The organism is Achromobacter sp. (genome assembly GCF_032113835.1).
Classification (GTDB): domain Bacteria; phylum Pseudomonadota; class Gammaproteobacteria; order Burkholderiales; family Burkholderiaceae_B; genus Achromobacter.
Map to the genome: position 1 here is coordinate 1 of NZ_DAMCTG010000052.1, position 17,285 is coordinate 17,285.

The 17,285-nt window shown below is 68.7% G+C and carries 13 protein-coding genes; 6 read left to right on the top strand and 7 right to left on the bottom strand.

All coding sequences use genetic code 11. The features are described 5' to 3' along the window. The first annotated feature begins 202 nt into the window (after positions 1-202). Positions 203-985: an SDR family oxidoreductase gene (locus RT697_RS17590; protein WP_313700585.1), complete on the top strand. Its 783-nt coding sequence runs from the start codon at positions 203-205 to the stop codon at positions 983-985. Between the two features lie 175 nt (positions 986-1,160). Here the strand turns inward: RT697_RS17590 and RT697_RS17595 are convergent, their stop codons facing one another. Then, a complete protein-coding gene (locus RT697_RS17595) occupies positions 1,161-1,853 on the bottom strand; it encodes an HAD family phosphatase (protein WP_313700587.1) in 693 nt (230 codons plus the stop codon). 157 nt (positions 1,854-2,010) lie between these two features. Between RT697_RS17595 and RT697_RS17600 the strand changes: the two genes are divergently transcribed. After that, positions 2,011-2,655 (top strand): 2OG-Fe(II) oxygenase, encoded by a 645-nt coding sequence (locus RT697_RS17600; RefSeq protein WP_313700640.1) that lies wholly within the window; start codon positions 2,011-2,013, stop codon positions 2,653-2,655. Between the two features lie 180 nt (positions 2,656-2,835). On the opposite strand, the gene RT697_RS17605 is transcribed toward RT697_RS17600, so the two are convergent. Continuing rightward, a complete protein-coding gene (locus RT697_RS17605) occupies positions 2,836-3,819 on the bottom strand; it encodes a tripartite tricarboxylate transporter substrate binding protein (RefSeq protein WP_313700589.1) in 984 nt (327 codons plus the stop codon). An 88-nt stretch (positions 3,820-3,907) separates the two neighbouring features. Here RT697_RS17605 and acnA point away from each other — a divergent pair, with 88 nt between their 5' ends. The 3 genes from acnA to RT697_RS17620 are packed head-to-tail and all read left to right on the top strand — an operon-like array spanning position 3,908 to position 8,531. Beyond that, positions 3,908-6,538 (top strand): aconitate hydratase AcnA, encoded by a 2,631-nt coding sequence (gene acnA / locus RT697_RS17610; RefSeq protein ID WP_313700591.1) that lies wholly within the window; start codon positions 3,908-3,910, stop codon positions 6,536-6,538. Beyond that, entirely contained in the window at positions 6,535-7,431 is an 897-nt protein-coding gene (locus RT697_RS17615; RefSeq protein WP_313700593.1) for a GntR family transcriptional regulator, read from the top strand. The genes acnA and RT697_RS17615 overlap by 4 nt, the downstream gene beginning before the upstream one ends. A 50-nt stretch (positions 7,432-7,481) precedes the next feature. Continuing rightward, positions 7,482-8,531, top strand: a complete 1,050-nt coding sequence (locus RT697_RS17620; RefSeq protein ID WP_313700594.1) for a lactonase family protein — start codon at positions 7,482-7,484, stop codon at positions 8,529-8,531. Between the two features lie 12 nt (positions 8,532-8,543). Here the strand turns inward: RT697_RS17620 and RT697_RS17625 are convergent, their stop codons facing one another. The 3 genes from RT697_RS17625 to RT697_RS17635 all read right to left on the bottom strand — a co-directional run bounded on the left by RT697_RS17625 (position 8,544) and on the right by RT697_RS17635 (position 12,590). Beyond that, the gene (locus tag RT697_RS17625; RefSeq protein WP_313700595.1) at positions 8,544-11,006 is read right to left on the bottom strand and encodes a TonB-dependent receptor; all 2,463 of its coding nucleotides are present in this window, start codon (positions 11,004-11,006) and stop codon (positions 8,544-8,546) included. 94 nt (positions 11,007-11,100) lie between these two features. Next, complete coding sequence (locus RT697_RS17630; RefSeq protein WP_313700597.1) at positions 11,101-12,072, bottom strand: FecR domain-containing protein; 972 nt, start codon at positions 12,070-12,072, stop codon at positions 11,101-11,103. Next, positions 12,069-12,590 carry a sigma-70 family RNA polymerase sigma factor gene (locus RT697_RS17635; protein ID WP_313700599.1) on the bottom strand — a complete coding sequence of 174 codons (522 nt, stop codon included), beginning with the start codon at positions 12,588-12,590 and terminating at the stop codon, positions 12,069-12,071. The genes RT697_RS17630 and RT697_RS17635 overlap by 4 nt, the downstream gene beginning before the upstream one ends. A 113-nt stretch (positions 12,591-12,703) precedes the next feature. Between RT697_RS17635 and RT697_RS17640 the strand changes: the two genes are divergently transcribed. Beyond that, positions 12,704-14,371, top strand: a complete 1,668-nt coding sequence (locus RT697_RS17640) for an ATP-binding protein (protein ID WP_313700601.1) — start codon at positions 12,704-12,706, stop codon at positions 14,369-14,371. Between the two features lie 12 nt (positions 14,372-14,383). On the opposite strand, the gene RT697_RS17645 is transcribed toward RT697_RS17640, so the two are convergent. After that, positions 14,384-14,731 (bottom strand): hypothetical protein, encoded by a 348-nt coding sequence (locus RT697_RS17645; protein ID WP_313700602.1) that lies wholly within the window; start codon positions 14,729-14,731, stop codon positions 14,384-14,386. Between the two features lie 71 nt (positions 14,732-14,802). Beyond that, positions 14,803-17,268: a TonB-dependent siderophore receptor gene (locus RT697_RS17650; protein ID WP_313700603.1), complete on the bottom strand. Its 2,466-nt coding sequence runs from the start codon at positions 17,266-17,268 to the stop codon at positions 14,803-14,805. Positions 17,269-17,285: the final 17 nt, after the last annotated feature.

The following is a 17,285-nucleotide window of genomic DNA, read 5'->3' on the forward strand; positions in this document are numbered from 1 at the left end:
GGATGCCGTACCGGCCCGACTACGCCTAAACGCTTGACGGTCAAGACGGTATCTTCGGGAGTTGCTCTCCCCCTGGGGGTCAGACACCTTCAGCACGCCGTCCGATCTTCAAAAATTCTTCGTCGGATGTCACGGCGCCGCGCATCCGGTTTACAACGTCTGCTAGGCCGCGCCGACCGGCGCGCATCGACAGGAGCGCTACATGGATTTGCAGCTGGCGGGTAAACGCGTCCTCATCACGGGCGCCTCCAAGGGCATCGGTCTGGCGTGCGCCATCGCGTTTGCGCGGGAAGGCGCCGAGCCGATACTGGTTGCGCGTGACGATGCCGCGTTGCATGGCGCCACGGCGGCGATCCGCGAGCAGACGGGGCGGCAGGCCGGCGCGGTGACGCTGGATCTGGCGCAGCCCGGCTCGGCCGAACGCCTGTGCAAGGAGACGGGGCCCGTCGACATCCTGGTGAACAATGCCGGCGCGGTGCCGGGCGGCGCGCTGGATCAGGTTCAGGACGAACGCTGGCGCGCGGGCTGGGAATTGAAGGTGCACGGCTACATCAGCCTGGCGCGCCACTGCTATCCGGCGATGCGCGACGCGGGGTCAGGCGTCATCGCCAACATCATCGGCATGGCCGGCTCGGCGCCGCGCGCCGATTACATCTGCGGCGCAGCGGCCAACGCCTCGCTGATCGCGTTCACGCGGGCGCTGGGCGGCGAGTCGCCGCGCCACGGCGTGCGGGTGTTCGGCGTCAATCCGTCGCGCACGCGCACCGACCGCGTGCTGACGCTGGCGCGGCAACGCGCGCAGGCGCGCTGGGGCGATGAATCGCGCTGGCAGGAAACGCTGTCGGACCTGCCGTTCGGGCGGCTGATGGAACCGGGCGAGGTGGCCGACATGATCGTGTTTGGAGCGTCGCCGCGCGCGGGCTATCTGAGCGGGACCGTGATCGACCTGGACGGCGGCGAACAATACGCCACGCACGGGCGCTGACGCCGGCGCGGCGGATGCGCGCCGGAAGCCGGCCGCCTGCCAGCACGTCAACAGGAAATCGCGCGCCACTGCGTCTGGCAGCTGCCTCCTGCCGGCACATCGATCGGCAATGCGCGTCAGCGCCTCAAGCAGCAGCAGCCCGCCAGCGCGTCAATGGCAATCGCGGGCCAGCGCCTCAGGCAGCTGCCGCCCGCCAGCCGGCCAGCAGCGCCGGCAATTCGCGCATGTCGGTGAACACGTGCGACACGCCCACGTTGCGCAGCGCCTGCGCGCCGCTGTGGCCGGGTTCGCCGGGGCTGTAGCCGAACACGGTGGCGCCGGCGGCCACGCCTGCCGTTGCGCCGGTGACCGTGTCCTCGACGATGGCGCAACGCGTCGGGTCCACGCCCAGCGCCTGCGCGGCCGCCAGATACACGTCCGGAAACGGCTTGCTGCGCGGCATCTCGTGACCACTGAAGACGCGGCCGTCGAAGCAGTCGGCGATTCCCACCTTGGCCAGTTGCAGCTCGACCTTGCGGCGGTCCGCGCCCGACGCCACGGCGATGCGTCCATTCAGGGCTTCATGCAGGGCGCGCACGGCATCGGGCGCGCCGGGGATCTCGACGAGGTCGCGGTCCAGCGCGTCGTTGCGGCGCTGGCGGAACTGGTCGAACCACGCTTGATCGATCTTGGCGCCGGTGCGCGCCTCGATCAGCGGCAGCTCGTCCTTGACCGCCTTCCCGGTAAAGATCTCCATCGTCTCGGCGTGGGTGATGCCCCAGCCCAACTCATTGAGCATCTCGGTCAGCACGCGGCTGGTGATGGGTTCGGAATCGACCAGGACACCGTCGCAGTCGAACAGCACGGCGTCAAAGGGAAAATCAGTCATTGCGGGCAGCGGGAGGAGTGTCGATGAAGCGGGTAAGCATACTGCACGGCAACTGACCGCCGGCTGGCGCAGCCCTGCGGACAGCAAGCGGCGGAGTGCCGGGGCGCGCGGGACTGGCTAAGCTGTGGATCTCGCGCCCACGCCCACGCCCAAGACCATGACCACGCCCGCCTCCCGGCCGCTCGACCAATACGACTGGATTCGCATCGCAGAGGACCTGGACGCGCAGGGCTGGGCGATGCTGCCCGCGCTCTACGCGCCGGACGATGCGCGTGCGCTGGCAGGGCTGCAAGTCCTGCCAGATCCCTTGCCGGCGCCGCTGGCCAGCCTGCGCGCCGATCTCTATGCGCGCCTGCTGCCGGTGGCGCGCGCCTGGGCAAGCGCACTGGACGTGGATGTCTCGTACCCCGACGATCTGCCCGCCTACCTCCAGCAGAACCGCCAGTCAGGTCAGACCCGCGGCCTGTCCACGATCCAGCGCCTGCGCGCGCCCGGCTACCAGCCGCTGCTGCAGCACGCCGACGGCGCCTGCGTGTTTCCGCTGCGGCTGATCGTGCTGCTGTCCGAGCCCGGCGTGGACTTTACGGGCGGCGAACTCGTCATGACCGAGCAGCGTCCGCGCATGCAGTCGCGTCCGATGGTGCTGCCGCTGGGCCTGGGGGACGGGGCGGTGATCGCGACGTCGCACCGGCCCGTATCAGGCTCGCAAGGCATCTACCGCGTCACGGAACGTCAGGCCGTCAGCCGGGTGCGCGGCGGTGAACGCGTGGGCCTGGACCTGATGCTCCACGACTCGCCATAGCGGGCGGCGGCGTCGCGCGCGTCATCGCGAACGCCAGTCCACGAGTTAAACCTTCAGCCGCCCTACCAGCCGACTCACAGGCCGACTCACAGGCCGACTCACAGGCCAACTCACAGGCCGACTCACAAGCCGCCCACGAGCAAACCCACCAGCCGCCCCTCCCACCGGCACAACCCGCTGTCAATTTTCCGCCGTGATGTTGCCATCGGCCACCACCTTCGCAAAGACCGCCGTCTGCGCCTTGATGAACGCGCGGAACGCATCCTGGCTCATCGGCTGCACTTCGCCGCCCAGCTCGCGGATGCTGGCCACGAACTTTTCGTCCTTCAGGCTGCGGTCGATGGCGGCGGCCAGCTTCTGCTGCACCTCCGGCGGTGTATTCGCCGGCACAAAGACGCCGAACCAGTTCTCCAGCGCGTAGTCCTTGAGCGGCGCGTACTCAGCCAGCGCGGGAATGTCCGGCGCGAACGACGCGCGCTTCGCAGACGTCACCGCCAGCGGCTTGACCTTGCCGCTTTTAATGAACGGCAAGGCGCCCGCCAGGCTGACAAAGGTGAGGTCCACGCTGCCCGCCGCCACGTCCACCAGTTGCGCCGCGGCGCCCTTGTACGGCACGTGGACCATCTTGATGCCCGCCAGCGACTGCAACAGCTCGCCATTCAGATGCTGGGGGTTGCCCACGCCGCTCGTCGCGTACGTCAGCTTGTCCGGATGCGCACGGCCATACGCCACCAGCTCCTCGACATTTGCGACCGGCAGCTTGGGATTGGCGACCAGCACGTTCGGCACGCGGGCGATCAACGCCACGGGCGCGAGGTCCTTTTCCGGCTGGTACTGCATCTTGCTCTTGAAGACGAGCGGATTGATGGCCGTCTCGCCGGCCGATCCCAGCAGCAGCGTCGCGCCGTCCGGCGCGGAACGCACGACCGCCGTCGCGCCCAGCATGCCGCTGGCGCCCGGCCTGTTCTCCACGACCACGCCCTGCGGCAGTTCGCTGCGCAGGCGCTCGGCCAGCAGCCGGCCCATGCCGTCGACGCCGCCGCCCGCCGCAAAGGGCACGATCAGGGTGATGGGGCGGTTGGCCGGCAAGTCGGCGGCGTGCAGCGGGGTTGAGGCGGCAAGCGCCAAGGCCGCCGCGGCGGCCAGGGTACGGATGTGGGGCATGGTCTGTCTCCTTTAGGCCTTGCGTCATTGCGCGGCCGGGTTTTTCCTTAATTGCATTTTATGCAGGCAATATGCAAAACTGGCAGCTATGGAAAACACCAATGCCCCGCTGCGCCGCGCACGCTTCACCCTGAACGGCGTCCCGTACACCTGCCTGGATCTGCCGGCTGAATATGGCGCGGACTATTTCCGGCTGCCGGTCGTGCTGCGCCTGCTGCTGGAGAACGCGCTGCGCAACATGCAGGGCGCCGAGCGCGACGCCGCCGTCGCCGCGCTGTTCGGCTGGCTGGCGCACGGCACCAGCGAATCTGAAATCGCCTTTCAACCGGGCCGCGTGCTGATGCACGACACCACCAGCACGCCCGCGCTGGTCGACATTGCCGCCATGCGCGACGCGCTGGCCGAGGCCGGGGTCGACCCGGCGGTGCTGAATCCCGTGCTGCCCGTGGACGTGTCGGTGGACCACTCGCTGGCCGTCGAAGCCTATGCGCGCAGCGATGCGGCGCAAGCCAACCTGGACCTGGAACTGCGGCGCAACGCCGAGCGCTACCGCTTTCTGCGCTGGGCCTCCAAGGCCCTGTCGAACGTACGCATCCACCCGCCGGGCACGGGCATCATGCACACGATCAACCTGGAGCAACTGGCCACGGTGGTCTGCCAGCAGCCCGGCCCCGACGGCATGGCCCTCCACCCCGACATGATGATCGGCACCGACAGCCACACGCCGATGATCAACGGCATCGGTGTGCTGGGCTGGGGCGTGGGCGGCCTGGAAGCGCAGACGGTCATGTTCGGCATGCCGACGATGCTGCGTATTCCCGACGTAATCGGCGTGCGGCTGACCGGCGCGCTTCGGCCCGGCGTCACGGCCACGGACCTGGCGCTGACCGTCACCCAGCGCCTGCGCGCCATCCACGTATCCGGCGAGTTCGTCGAATTCTTCGGACCGGGCGTGGCCACACTGCCGGCCGGCAGCCGCTGCGTCGTCGCCAACATGGCGCCCGAGTATGGCGCGACGACGGGCTACTTCCCGATCGACGGCGCAACGCTCGCCTACCTGCGCCAGACCGGCCGCGCTGAAGATCAGATCGCGCGCGTGGAGGCCTATGCGCGATTCACCGGCATCGCGCTGGATCCCGACGCCGAGCCCCGCTACACCCGCGTGGTCGACATCGCGCTGGATGCGGTGCAGATGCACGTGGCCGGGCCCAAGCGCCCGCAGGACTTGCACCCCTACGGACAGACGCGCGAGATCCTTGCGGCGCTGGATTTCACGCCGCGTGCGCCGTCCGCCCTGCCCCGTCACGCCATCGCCATTGCCGCGATCACCAGTTGCACCAACACGTCCGATCCGCGCCTGTTGACGGCCGCCGGGCTGCTGGCCCGCAAGGCGCGGCGGGCCGGGCTGCGGCCGCCGCACTGGGTCAAGACGTCGCTGGGTCCCGGCTCCCCCGCCGCCGCCGAATACCTGGCCCGCGCCGGTCTGCTGGACGACCTGGCCGCGGTCGGTTTTGACATCGTCGGCTACGGCTGCACCACCTGCATCGGCAACTCTGGTCCGCTGCCGCCGGTCGTGCGTGACGCGTTGGCCGACGGCGCCATCCACCCCGTGGCGGTGCTGTCCGGCAACCGCAATTTCACGGGCCGGATCCATCCCGATCTGGACCTGGGCTTTCTGATGTCGCCGCCGCTGGTCATCGCCTTTGCGCTGGCCGGCGACGCGGAAAGAGACCTGAGCCGCGAGCCGGTCCAGGTGACGCCCGATGGGTGTGCGGTGCACCTGTCAGACCTGTGGCCGACGGAAGCCGAGATCGACGCCGCGCTGGCCGCCGGGCAGCGCCCCGATGACTATCGCGCCGCATTCAAGATCGCCAGCGCGAACCCCGCGTGGCAGGCCCTGCAATCGCCCGCGTCGGCGCGGTTTCCGTGGGACCACGCGTCCACCGCACTGCGCCGCCCACCGTTTGCCAGCACCGAGGCCGGCAGCCAGCTCGGCCGCTACACCGCGCATCCGCTGCTGGTCGTGGGCGACGACGTGACCACGGACCACCTGTCGCCCGCCAGCGCCATCCCGCCCGACAGCCTGATCGCGGATTTCCTGGTCGAACGCGGCGACGACCGCAACGACCTGAACGTGTTCGCCTCGCGCCGCGGCAACTGGGAAGTCATGATGCGCGCCGCGTTCTACAGCAAGGGCCTGTCCAACCTGCTCTGTCCCGCTGCCCCCGTCGGCCACACGCTGCATGCGCCCAGCGGCCGGCTTGAACCCATCTGGGACGCCGCCGCGCATTACGCCAAGGCGTCGCAGCCGGTCGTGCTGGTGGCGGGCGCGCGCTTCGGCACCGGTTCGTCGCGCGACTGGGCGGCCAAGGGCCAGCGCCTCTTGGGCATCCGCGCGGTGCTGGCGGTCAGCTTCGAGCGTATCCACCGGTCGAACCTGATCGGCATGGGCATCCTGCCGCTGCGCCTGCCCGACGGGGTTACGCCGGCGACGCTGCAGCTGCAGCCGGGCGACCGGATCGAGATCGACGCAGAGGCCGCCGCGCTGACGCCCCGCGCCCCCATCCCCGTGCGCATCCTGCGCGCCGATGGCCGGACCGAGCCGCTGACCGCCACCGCGGCCGTCGAGACCCGGCTGGAGATCCGGCTGTTGCAGATGGGCGGCGTCATTCCCGCTATCCTGTCGGACACCATTTCATCGGCCGTCCGCCACCCATGAGCGCACAAACCAATACCGTCACGAAGATCCTGGACCTCATCAAGGAAGACCGTCTGCAGGAAGGCGCGCACCTGCGCGCGCAGAAGATCGCCGATCGCCTGCGGCTGTCGCGCTCGCCGGTCAACGACGCGCTGGGCATCCTGGAGCAGCATGGCGTGGTGGCGCGCAAGCCCAACCGCGGGTATTTCCTGCTGCGGGACTTCGACGTCGCGGGCGAGGCCCCCGCCGACATCGCGCCCCCGTCGGCGGACGACATCGTCACGCAGACCTACTTCGCGCTGGCCGATGAACTGCTGCGCGGGGAATTGCCGATGCAGTGCAGCGAAGCGCTGCTGCGCACGCGCTATGCGCTGACCAATGCGCAGACCCAGGCGCTGCTAGGCCGCATCTCGCAAGAGGGCTGGGCGCAGCGCCGGCCTGGCTACGGCTGGGAGTTCTCGTCCATGATGACGACGCCCGACAGCCTGCTGCAGTCCTACCGGCTGCGGCTGGCGCTGGAGCCGGCGGCGCTGCGCGAACCCGGCTTTCGCATCGAAAAATCCGTGCTGGCGCGGTGCCGCGCCGCCGAGATGCATCTGCTTGACGGCGGCATCGCCACCGACACCGCGGACCAGCTCCACGATCGCGGCGTGCGCTTTCATGAATCGCTGGTGGAAGCGTCCGGCAATCCGTTCTTCATCGACACGATCAAGCGCGTTAACCGCGTACGCCGCCTGCTGTCCTACCGCTCGATGCAGGACCGCAGCCGCTACAAGCAGCATTGCGACCAGCACCTGGCCATCCTGGACCTGCTGGAACGCGAACGCAACGACGAAGCGGCCGAGGCGCTTTCCGCCCATCTGCGCAGCACGCTCGACAATCTGGCCCGCATCAGCGGCATCCTGACTTCGTAGCGCCGCGCGTGGCGCGGCTGTTTTCAACTGGCAGAAAAGAGGCTCGCGCCATGCATGTCTATATCGGCTCCCGGACCACCCGGGAACGCAACGCCCGCGGCGAGGGCATCAGCGTGTTCGACTACGCCCCCGAGACGGGAACGCTGACGCTCAAACAGGTGGTCGGCGATCTGCACAACCCGTCGTATCTGCTGCCGCACCCGTCGCTGCCCGTGGTGTACACCGTGCACGGCGACAGCAGCGAGGTCAGCGCGCTGCGCCGCGATACCCGAGACGGCACGTTGACGCCGTGGCACACGCGGGATTGCCAGGGCCGCAATCCGGTGCACTTGGCGCTGGGGCCGTCGGCCCGTTATCTGATGGTGTCCAACCACCTGACCGGCGCGCTGGCGGTGCTGCCCGTGGCGGCGGACGGCGCGCTGCAGGCGGTGTCGCAGACGGTGCCGCTGGCGGGCGAGCCGGGGCCGCACCGAAAGGAGCAGCCGTTTTCCAAGCCGCATTTCAACGTGCTCGACCCGTCGGGCCGGTATGTGGCGGTGCCGGACAAGGGGCTGGACCGGGTCTTTCTGTACTCCGCCGACGCGCACGACATCGGCGCGCAGCCCGCCAGCGTTGCGTCCACGCGCGAGGGGGCAGGCCCGCGCCATGCGGTGTTTCATCCATCGGGCAACTGGCTGTATGTCGTCAACGAACTGGACAACACCGTCACGGCTTACGCTGTCGACGCGGGCGCGCTGCGTCCCTTCCAGGTGCTGTCCACCCTGCCCGACACCTATACCGGAAACAGCCGCGCCGCCGGCATTGCGCTGGACCGCGATGGCCAGCACCTGTACGCGTCCAACCGGGGCGACGACAGCATCGCGGTGTATCGCGTGGACGCAGCCAGCGGCCGCCTGACCACCGTGCAGCACGCCCACACGCACGGCAAGACACCACGCTTTTTCACGCTGTCGCCCGACGGCCGGTTCGTCTTCGCGCTGAACGAAGACAGCGACACGCTGCAGCGGTTTCGTGTCGATCCGGCCAGCGGCATGTTGGCGCACGACGGCTACGCGCTGTCCGTCGGCAGCCCGGTGTGCATGGTGTTTGCCGGCCTTTAGAAGTCCAACGATTTAGAAGTCCATCGACGCCGACAGCATGACGGTGCGCGGCACGCCCTGCGAGATCGTGCCGTACGAGGCTACGCCGGACCAATAGGCGCGGTTGAACACGTTGACGACGTTGGCGCGCAGCGTGACGTCCCGGCCCTGGACCTTGAGGGCATAGCGCGCGCCCAGGTCGAACGTCGTCCACGACGGCACGGACTGCGTGTTGGCCTGATTGACGTATTCGCGTCCGGTGTAGACCATGCCGCCCGTCAACGTCAGGCCCGCCACCCACGGCGTGTCCCACTCGGCGCCCAGGTTGACGGCGACGGTCGGCACGCCGACGGGGCGGTTGCCCCGCGTGACCGCGCTGTTGGTGCGCGTCAGCTCGGCATCCAGGAACGTCACGCCGCCCAGGAGGCGCACGCCGCGCAGCGGTTCGCCGGACACATTCAATTCCAGCCCGCGGTTGCGCTGCTCGCTGTCGGCCGCGTACACGCCGTTCGTGAGCTGCCCGCTGGGCTTGGTGATCTCGAAGGCGCTCAGCGTCACCATCGCGCTGTCCAGTTCGACCTTGACGCCCACTTCCTTCTGCTTGGCCTTGTACGGCTTGAAGACCTCTCCCGCGTTGGTGGCGGTGGCGGGCGCGACGTCGCCCTTGCTCAGGCCTTCGATGTAGTTGGCGTAGAACGAGACGTTGTGCCAGGGCTTGATGACCAGTCCCGCCAGCGGCGTGGTCGCGCTTTCGTCATAGCTGACGGTCCGCACGCCCGTGGCGCCGTTGAAGTTGCGCGATTCGATGCGCTGATGGCGCAGGCCCAGCGTCAACTGCGCCCGCTCGTCCAGGATGCTGAGCGTATCGGCCAGCGCCAGCCCGGACAGGTCGGACGACGACACCTTGGGCACGTTGGCCGGCGCGGGGATGTGCTGCTCGGGACGCGTGATCGGATGGTAGATGTTGGACGTGAGCGGCGTGCCGTTCACGCTGGCCTGCAGGTTGCGGTCGCTGTACAGGCTGCCCATGAAGCTGACCGCGTGGCGCACCGGACCCGTGTCCAGCTTGGCGCGCAGCCCGGCGTTGTAGGTGCTGCGGTTGACCTGGAAGCGGAAGTTGTTGGGCGTCACCACGGTGTCGCCGGCCTCGTTCACGATGGTGGGCGTCTGGTCCGACAGGCGCGACACGCTGGTGTCCGAGCCGCCCGCGTCCGCGAACACCGTCAGGCGGTCGCTGATGTCGTATTCCACGCGCAGCAGCGCCGACTGGCCGTCGGACTTCCACCAGCCCCACGGCTGCGTGGCGTTGCGGCGGCCGTCCGGGGCACGCGGCACGGCAATGCCCGGCGCCACCAGAAACGGTCGCGTCGGCGCGTCGATCTTCTCGTGCTGCGTCAGCAGATCCAGCGAGGCGCGCAGTTTTTCACCCTGGTAATCCAGCGACAGCGCGCCGATGGTCGTGCGCGAACTCATGTTGTCCAGCGGCGTATCGCCCTGCCGCTGCATGCCGTTGACCCGCACGCCCCATTCGCCCGCGTCGCCAAATCGGCGGCTCAGGTCGACCCGCGCGCCGAACTGCGAGTCGCCGACGTAATCGGCCGACACGCGGGTCAGGTCCTCGGGCAGCGAGCGCTTGGGCACCATGTTGATGACGCCGCCCACCCCACTGTTGGGCGACATGCCGTACAGCAGCGCGGCCGGCCCCTTCAGCACTTCCACGCGCTCGATGTAGTCGGTGAAGACGTGGTAGTTGGGCGCGACGCCATAGACGCCGTCAAAGGCGATTTCGCCGAGGTTGCCTTCGCCGATGGGAAAACCGCGGATGTAGAACGAATCGGTCACGCCGCCGATCTGGCCGGTAAAGCGCACGGACGGCTCGACGGTCAGCGCGTCGGCCAGGGTCACGGCCTGGCGGTTCGCCAGCAATTCCGAGGTGTAGCTGGTGACGTTGAACGGCGTGTCCATCACGTCGCGATTGCCCAACAGGCCCATCCGCGCGCCGCGCGCCACCTGGCCGCCGGCAAATTCCGCCGGCAGCGCGGAGGGGCTGACGCCCGCCCCGTCCACGGTGACCACGGGCAGCACGGTCGTCTCGCCTGCGGCTGCGGGCAGCTTGCGCAGCGAATACGCGCCGCCGCCCTGTTCGGCCAACGCATAGCCCGATCCGGACAGCAGGCGGGCGAACCCTTCCCGCACGGTGTAAGCGCCCTGCAGGCCGTCGCTGTGCTGGCCCGCGACCAAGGCGGGATCGAAAGACAGCGGCACGCCCGCACTGGCGGCAAACTGCGCCAGCACGTCGCCCAGCGGGCCCGGCGCGATGGCGTAGGACTTGCGCGGCGCGGCGCTGGCGGTCTCGGCCGCGAACGTGGGCGCCGGCATTCCCGTGGCCGCGAGCAACGCCAGCCCCAGGCCGGCGGCCCGGACCAGCGACGCCGCGGGCGAGAGGACGGCAATGCCGCGCGGCAGGCGGGGCGGTCGGGAGAGTCGGGAAACCATGAAACGATCCTTCGTGGGTAGGGGTGGCGCGCATGTCGCGGCGGTTCACCCGGTACACCGGACGAAGCGGAAAAAAGTGTCAGCCGATCGGCGATTAATTTGTAACGGCAGCGCGCGGCGCAACCGTCGTCCACCACGGCGTCACGCGGCTGACCCGGACCGGCAGCGTCTTTTGCAGCAGACGCAGGCTGGCCTCGATGTCGTTCAACGGAAATGCGCCGGACACGCGCAGGTCGGCCACCGCGGGATCGCAACGCAGCACGCCGTGGCGGTAGCGTCCCAGCTCGTCCACCAGATCGGCCAGCCGCCAGTTGCGCGCGGCCAGCATGCCGTCCGCCCACGACGCCGCCAACGGATCGGCCGAGACCGGCGCCGCGGCCCCGCCGGCCGTGAAGACGGTCTGCTCGCCCGCCGCCAGCACCACGGCGCTGGCGTCCGCCCGGGCGGGCCGGACCTCGACCGCCCCCTCGTACACCGCCACGCGGACGCTGGCGCCCTCGTCGCGGACCATGAAGCGCGTGCCCAGCGCACGCAGGACGCCCTGCGTCGTCTGCACCAGGAACGGGCGCGGCGCCGGTGCGGGATCGCGTCCGGTCGTCAGCAGGATTTCGCCCGCGCGCAGCCACAGCACGCGTTGCGTCGAGGTGTAGTCGACGTCCACGGCGCTGGCCGTGTTGAGCACCAGGTGCGTGCCGTCGGCCAGTTCGACGCGGCGTTGCTCGCCGGTCGCCGTGCGCAGGTCCGCGCGCCATTCGCGCCACGGCAGCTCGCGCACGCCCAGCCAGGCGGCCGGGCCCAGCACCAGCAGTCCGGCCAGCGCACGCACGGCCTGCCGGCGTCCGGCGCGGTCCGCCTGCCGTAGCGCCTGCCCGCCGATACCCGGCGGCACCTGACCAAAGCCGCGCAGCATCGCCTCGGCGCGTTGCCAGGCGGCTTCATGGTCGGCGCTGCGTGCCCGCCAGCGCACCAGCGCCGCGCGATCCGCCGCCGACAGCGTCTCGGACTGCAGACGCACCAGCCAGCCGGCCGCTTCGTTGAGAATGGCGGGGTCGATGGCCGCGTTCACGCCGCGTCCGACTGATAGGCGATCAGGCACGCGGCAAAGGCGGCCTGCATATGCCGCTTCACGGTCGACAGGGACACGCGCAGCTTGCGCGCGATCTCGTCATAGCCCATGCCGTCGAATTGCGACAGCAGAAAGACCTCGCGCGTGCGGGCGGGCAGCGAACGCAGGGCGGCGTCGATGGCGTGCAACGTTTCCAGGATCAGGGCGCGCGCCTCGGGCGACGGCGCCTCGGCCTCTGGCACGTGCGCCACGGCGGCCAGGTAGGCGTCTTCCACCGCGCGGCGGCGCCAATGGTCCGCCACCAGGCCCTTGGCGATGTGGGCAAGCAGCGCACGCGGCTCGGCGCCGGTCTCTTCCCGGCGCCGCCCCGCCATCAGCCGTACGAAAGTGTCGTGCGCCAGATCCGCGGCGTCAAAGGAACTGCCCAGCTTCTTGCGCAGCCACATCGACAGCCAGCCGTGGTGATCGCGATAAAGCTGGGTGACGTTGTCGGCGGATGGGGATAGCGGCGCAGGCAAGGCGCACCTCGGCAGATATGCAAATAGGAATTGTTTTTATTCTATACGAGCCGCTTGACCGCGCACACGCGCCGAGGCGGTGAGATAGAATCGATGTCCTTCCCGCCCGACTCATGAGCGCCATGCAGAACGACCTGTCCGTGCCTCAGTTCCTTGCCAGCGGCGGGGAAATGGGCGCACGCCTCAGCCGGCACGACTGGTCCGCAACGCCACTCGGCCCCCTCTCCACCTGGCCCGCCTCGCTGCGCATTGCCGCAAGCATGGTGTTGTCCTCTCGGTTCCCGTCCTGTCTGGTCTGGGGTCCCAACCTCATCTCGATCTACAACGACGCCTTCGTGCCCATCCTGGGCGCCAAGCCCGACGCGCTGGGCCGCCCGTTCAACGAGGTGTGGCACGAAGCCTGGTCACTGATCGGCCCGATTGCCGAACGCGCCTACGCCGGCGAGGCCACCTTCATCGAGGACTATCCGCTCGAAGTCCATCGATACGGCCGCGCCGAGATAGCGAACTTCACGTTCTGCTACAGCCCCGTCCACGATGAAAATGGCGATGTCGTCGGCATGATCGACACCGTCATTGAAACCACCGCGCGGGTCGGCGCCGAAAAGGCGCAGGCCGACGCGCTGCGCCTGGCCGAAGAAGCCCTGCGCCAAAGCCAGAAGATGGACGCCATCGGCCAACTGACGGGCGGCGTCGCGCATGATTTCAACAACCTGCTGACGGGCATTTCCGGCAGCCTGGATTTTCTGTCCCAGCGCCTCGCGCAGGGACGGACCGATGACCTCGGCCGTCACATCGCAGTGGCTAAAAGCGGCGCCGACAGGGCGGCCGTCCTCACGCGCCGCCTGTTGAACTTTTCGCGCCGGCATCCGCTGGAGCGCAAGGCGGTGGACATCAACCACGTCATCTCCGACATGGAGGCGCTGATCGCGCGCAGCGCCGGATCGGCGGTCACGCTGGACGTGGCCTGCGCGCCCGGCTTGTGGCCGGTCTGGGTGGACGCACACCAGCTTGAAAACGCGCTTCTGAACCTGTGCCTGAACGCGCGCGACGCCGTGTCCGGAAGCGGCACGCTGCGCATCGCGACGAACAACGTGACCCTGGACGCCGAGGCCGCGCGAGAGCGCGGCTTGCAACCGGGCGATCACGTGCGGCTGCGCGTGTCCGACACGGGATGCGGCATGACGCCCGAGACGATGGGGCGCATGTTCGAACCCTTCTACACCACCAAGCTGGCCGAGCGCGGCACCGGCCTGGGACTTGCGCTGGTTCACGACTTCGTCCGCCAATCCGGCGGCCATGTCCAAGTGCGTTCGCAGCCGGACCAGGGTACGGATATCGACCTGTACTTTCCGCGCCATGGCGGCGCGCAGATCGAGGTCGCGGCGGACTCCGCCGCCCCGCCGCCGCGCGCCTTGCAAGGCGGGACGGTGCTGTTGGCCGAGGACGACCCGGCCGTGCGCGAAGTCACCGCCGAAGTGCTGAAGGAAATCGGCTACGACGTGATCGAGGCCACGGACGGCGCCAGCGCGCTCAAGCACCTGACCACGCAGGCCCGGATCGATCTGTTGGTGTGTGATCTGGCCTTGCCGGGCGGCGTGAATGGACGACGGGTGGCAGAGACCGGCAGGACGTTGCGGCCGGGGATGAAGGTGCTGTTCATCACGGGCTATGGCGAAAGCGCCGAGGGCGACAACGTGCCGGCGGCGGGCGCGCCGGTGCTGCTCAAGCCGTTCACCCTGGATGACCTGGCGAGCCAGGTGCATGCACTGATGCGCTGAACGGACCAGCGCTCAGCCGGACGGCAGGCGCCGGGCCGTGCGGATCCAGAACAGCCCCGCCCCCGACAGCAGCATGGCGAACAGCAGATACGCAAAACAGATCAGCAGACCGAAGAAATAGTAGCGGTCGTAAACCTTGGCCGCCCACCACGCAACGCCGCCATACACCACCATGACGATGAACGGCAGCCACAGCACCGCAACGCCGGCGCGGCGCCAGCCCGGGGTGTTCAGACGCGGAAACTGATGCGGCCGGGCGCGCAAAAGCAACGCCAGCGCCGACAGCGCCGGCAGCAGAAAGGCCAGCACCGCCAGCACCAGCAGGCCGGCATCCAGGAACGTCGCCACGAACTCGCGCAAAATCGGCTCCTTGCACGGCGCGCACGGGTGGCGCCGTCCCGGACGTTATACACGAGCCGCCGCGCGCCTCCTTACAGCTTGGGCGCGTAGCGCACGGTCAGCATCACATTGCGAGGCTCGCCGTAGTAGTTGTTGCTGGACAGCGTGTTGTACGAAGGCACGTAGTATTTCTTGTCGAACACGTTGTTCACGTTAAGGCCGAAGCTCAGCTCCGGCGTGGCCTGGTAACCCACCCGCGCGTTCCAGATCGTGAATCCCGCCAGCTTGAATTCGCGGTCCGAACTGATCGTCGACGTCTGCGTATTCACGCCGGTGCCCACGCTCAGGCGGTTCCACATGCCCGGCAGCTTGTAGTTGGCCCACAGGCGCAGCATGTGCTTGGGCGTCCAGGTGTTGAAGACCTTGCCCTGGTTGTCGGGATCTTCCAGGAACTTGGTGGTGTTGTAGGCATAGCCGGCATACAGCTCCAGCCCCTTGACCACCTCGCCAGAGATCTCGGCCTCGACGCCCTGGCTGCGGACCTTGCCCGCCGCGCGCGAGCAGTACCAGCCGTTGCAGGCGAACCCGGCGTCGTAATCATTGACCGCACGGTTCTTGTGGTCGTAGCGGAACAAGGCAAGCAGCGTATTGACCCGGCCGTCCGCCAGTTCACCCTTCACGCCGACCTCGTAGTTGTTGCCCTCGATCGGCTTGAGCAGGCTGCCCGACACCGTGCGCTCGGTCTGCGGTTCAAACACCGTGGTGTAGCTGCCATACACCGACCAGTTGTCGGTCAGCGAATACACGATGCCGGCGTACGGAATGAACTCGCCCGACGTCGACGACGTCGTGGTGTCGCCCCCGCCGCTGTAGCTATAGTCGAACCAGCCGACGCGGCCGCCGCCGATCAGCGCCAGGGACTGCGTGGGCTTGACGCGCCACGTGCCGTAGATGCCCTTCTGCCGGATGTCGTAGGCGCTGCGCGAATCGTAGCCGCTGGCGGCGACGATGGAATCAATGTCCTGCCACGGACGGTGATGGTCCAGGTCGAAGATATTGCCGCCGCTTTCCCAGGAGCGGGTGAACCGGTCGTTCGTCGTGAGCTTGGAGTAGTTGGCGCCAATCACCACTTCCTGCGCCATGCCCCAGGCGTTGAAATCGCCAGCCACCGACATGTCCATGCCGCGCTGGCGGCTCGTGAAGTCCACACCGAAATTGCCGTAGTCCAGGCCGCTGCCGTCTTGCTGCACGGGCCCGGTCACGCGCTGGTGCACGGTCGTGTTGTCTTCGTCCATCGCCACGCCGGCAAGCCGGAAGCGCCACGAGGAATTGAATCGATGCGTGACGTCGGCGTTGAAGATGGTCTGGTCGTTGGTGGCGCGGTTCCAGGTCGAACCGGTAAACGTCGAGCGCGGCAGATCGATGCTGCCGCCATCCTCGAAACGGGGATAGCCGACGAACATGGGCCGCGACTTGCTGTACCGGTTGCTGACGCCCAGGCCCACCGTCGTGTTCTCGGTAATGTCGTAGTCCAGCGCGGCGTACAGGTTGCGCGTCCTTTCCCATACGTAGTCGATGTACGAATGGCTGCGGTCCTCGTCCAGCACGACGCGGCCGCGCAGCGTGCCCGATTCGTTGAGCGGACCGCCCGCATCCAGCGTCAGGCCGTAGTGATCCCACGACCCCACCTTGCCCGAGATGACCACCGACGGTTCGGCGCCGCCGCGCTTGCGCACCAGGTTGATCGCGCCGCCGGGGCTGCCCGCGCCCTGCAGCAGGCCGGCCGCGCCGCGCAGGATCTCCACGCGGTCATAGAACACCAGCGAATCCTGCTCCCAGTTGCCCAGGCTGTAGCTGTTGCGCAGCAGGGACACGCCGTCGTACTGCAGCAGATCCACGGGGAAGCCGCGCGAATTGATCGCGACGCCGGCGCCCACGCCCTGCACGCCCACCATGCCGGCGGTGTTGTTGACGGCGTCGGGCAGGCTGGTCATGTCCTGGTCGTCCATCCGCTGGCGCGTCAGCACGGTGATGGACTGCGGAATGTCCTTGAGCGCCTGCGCCGTCCTGCCGATGGTGACCGCCGGCGACGTGTACGAACCCGTGCCGTCCGTCGTGGTGTTGTAGGTGCCCGTCACCGTCACAGGCGCCAGCGTCGCGGCCGTCTCGGCCGGCGCCTGCCGCAGGCGATAGCCGCCCTCGGCGCGCGCCACCGCTTGCAGGCCCGTGCCCGCCAGCAGGCGTTTCAGCGCGGCGTCCACCGCGTACGTGCCAGTCAATCCCCGCGTCGAGGCGCCGGCCGTCAGGCCCGGATCGGACGCCACCATCACGCCCGCCTGCACGCCGAACGTGCCGAGCGCCGCGCTCAGCGGCCCGGCCGGAATGCTGAACGCAATGGCACGCGGCGCCTGCGCCTGGGCATGCACCGCCACCGGCGCCAGGACGGCAACCGCGGCAAGCGGCGCGAAACGCCGCAACGCGGCGCTCAGCGCCGTGCGGCGCAGGGGAAGGCGGACAAGCGCCGCAGCGCTTACGGCGCGGACAGGACGAGGTGACATGAAGGGGTTCCCAGGCT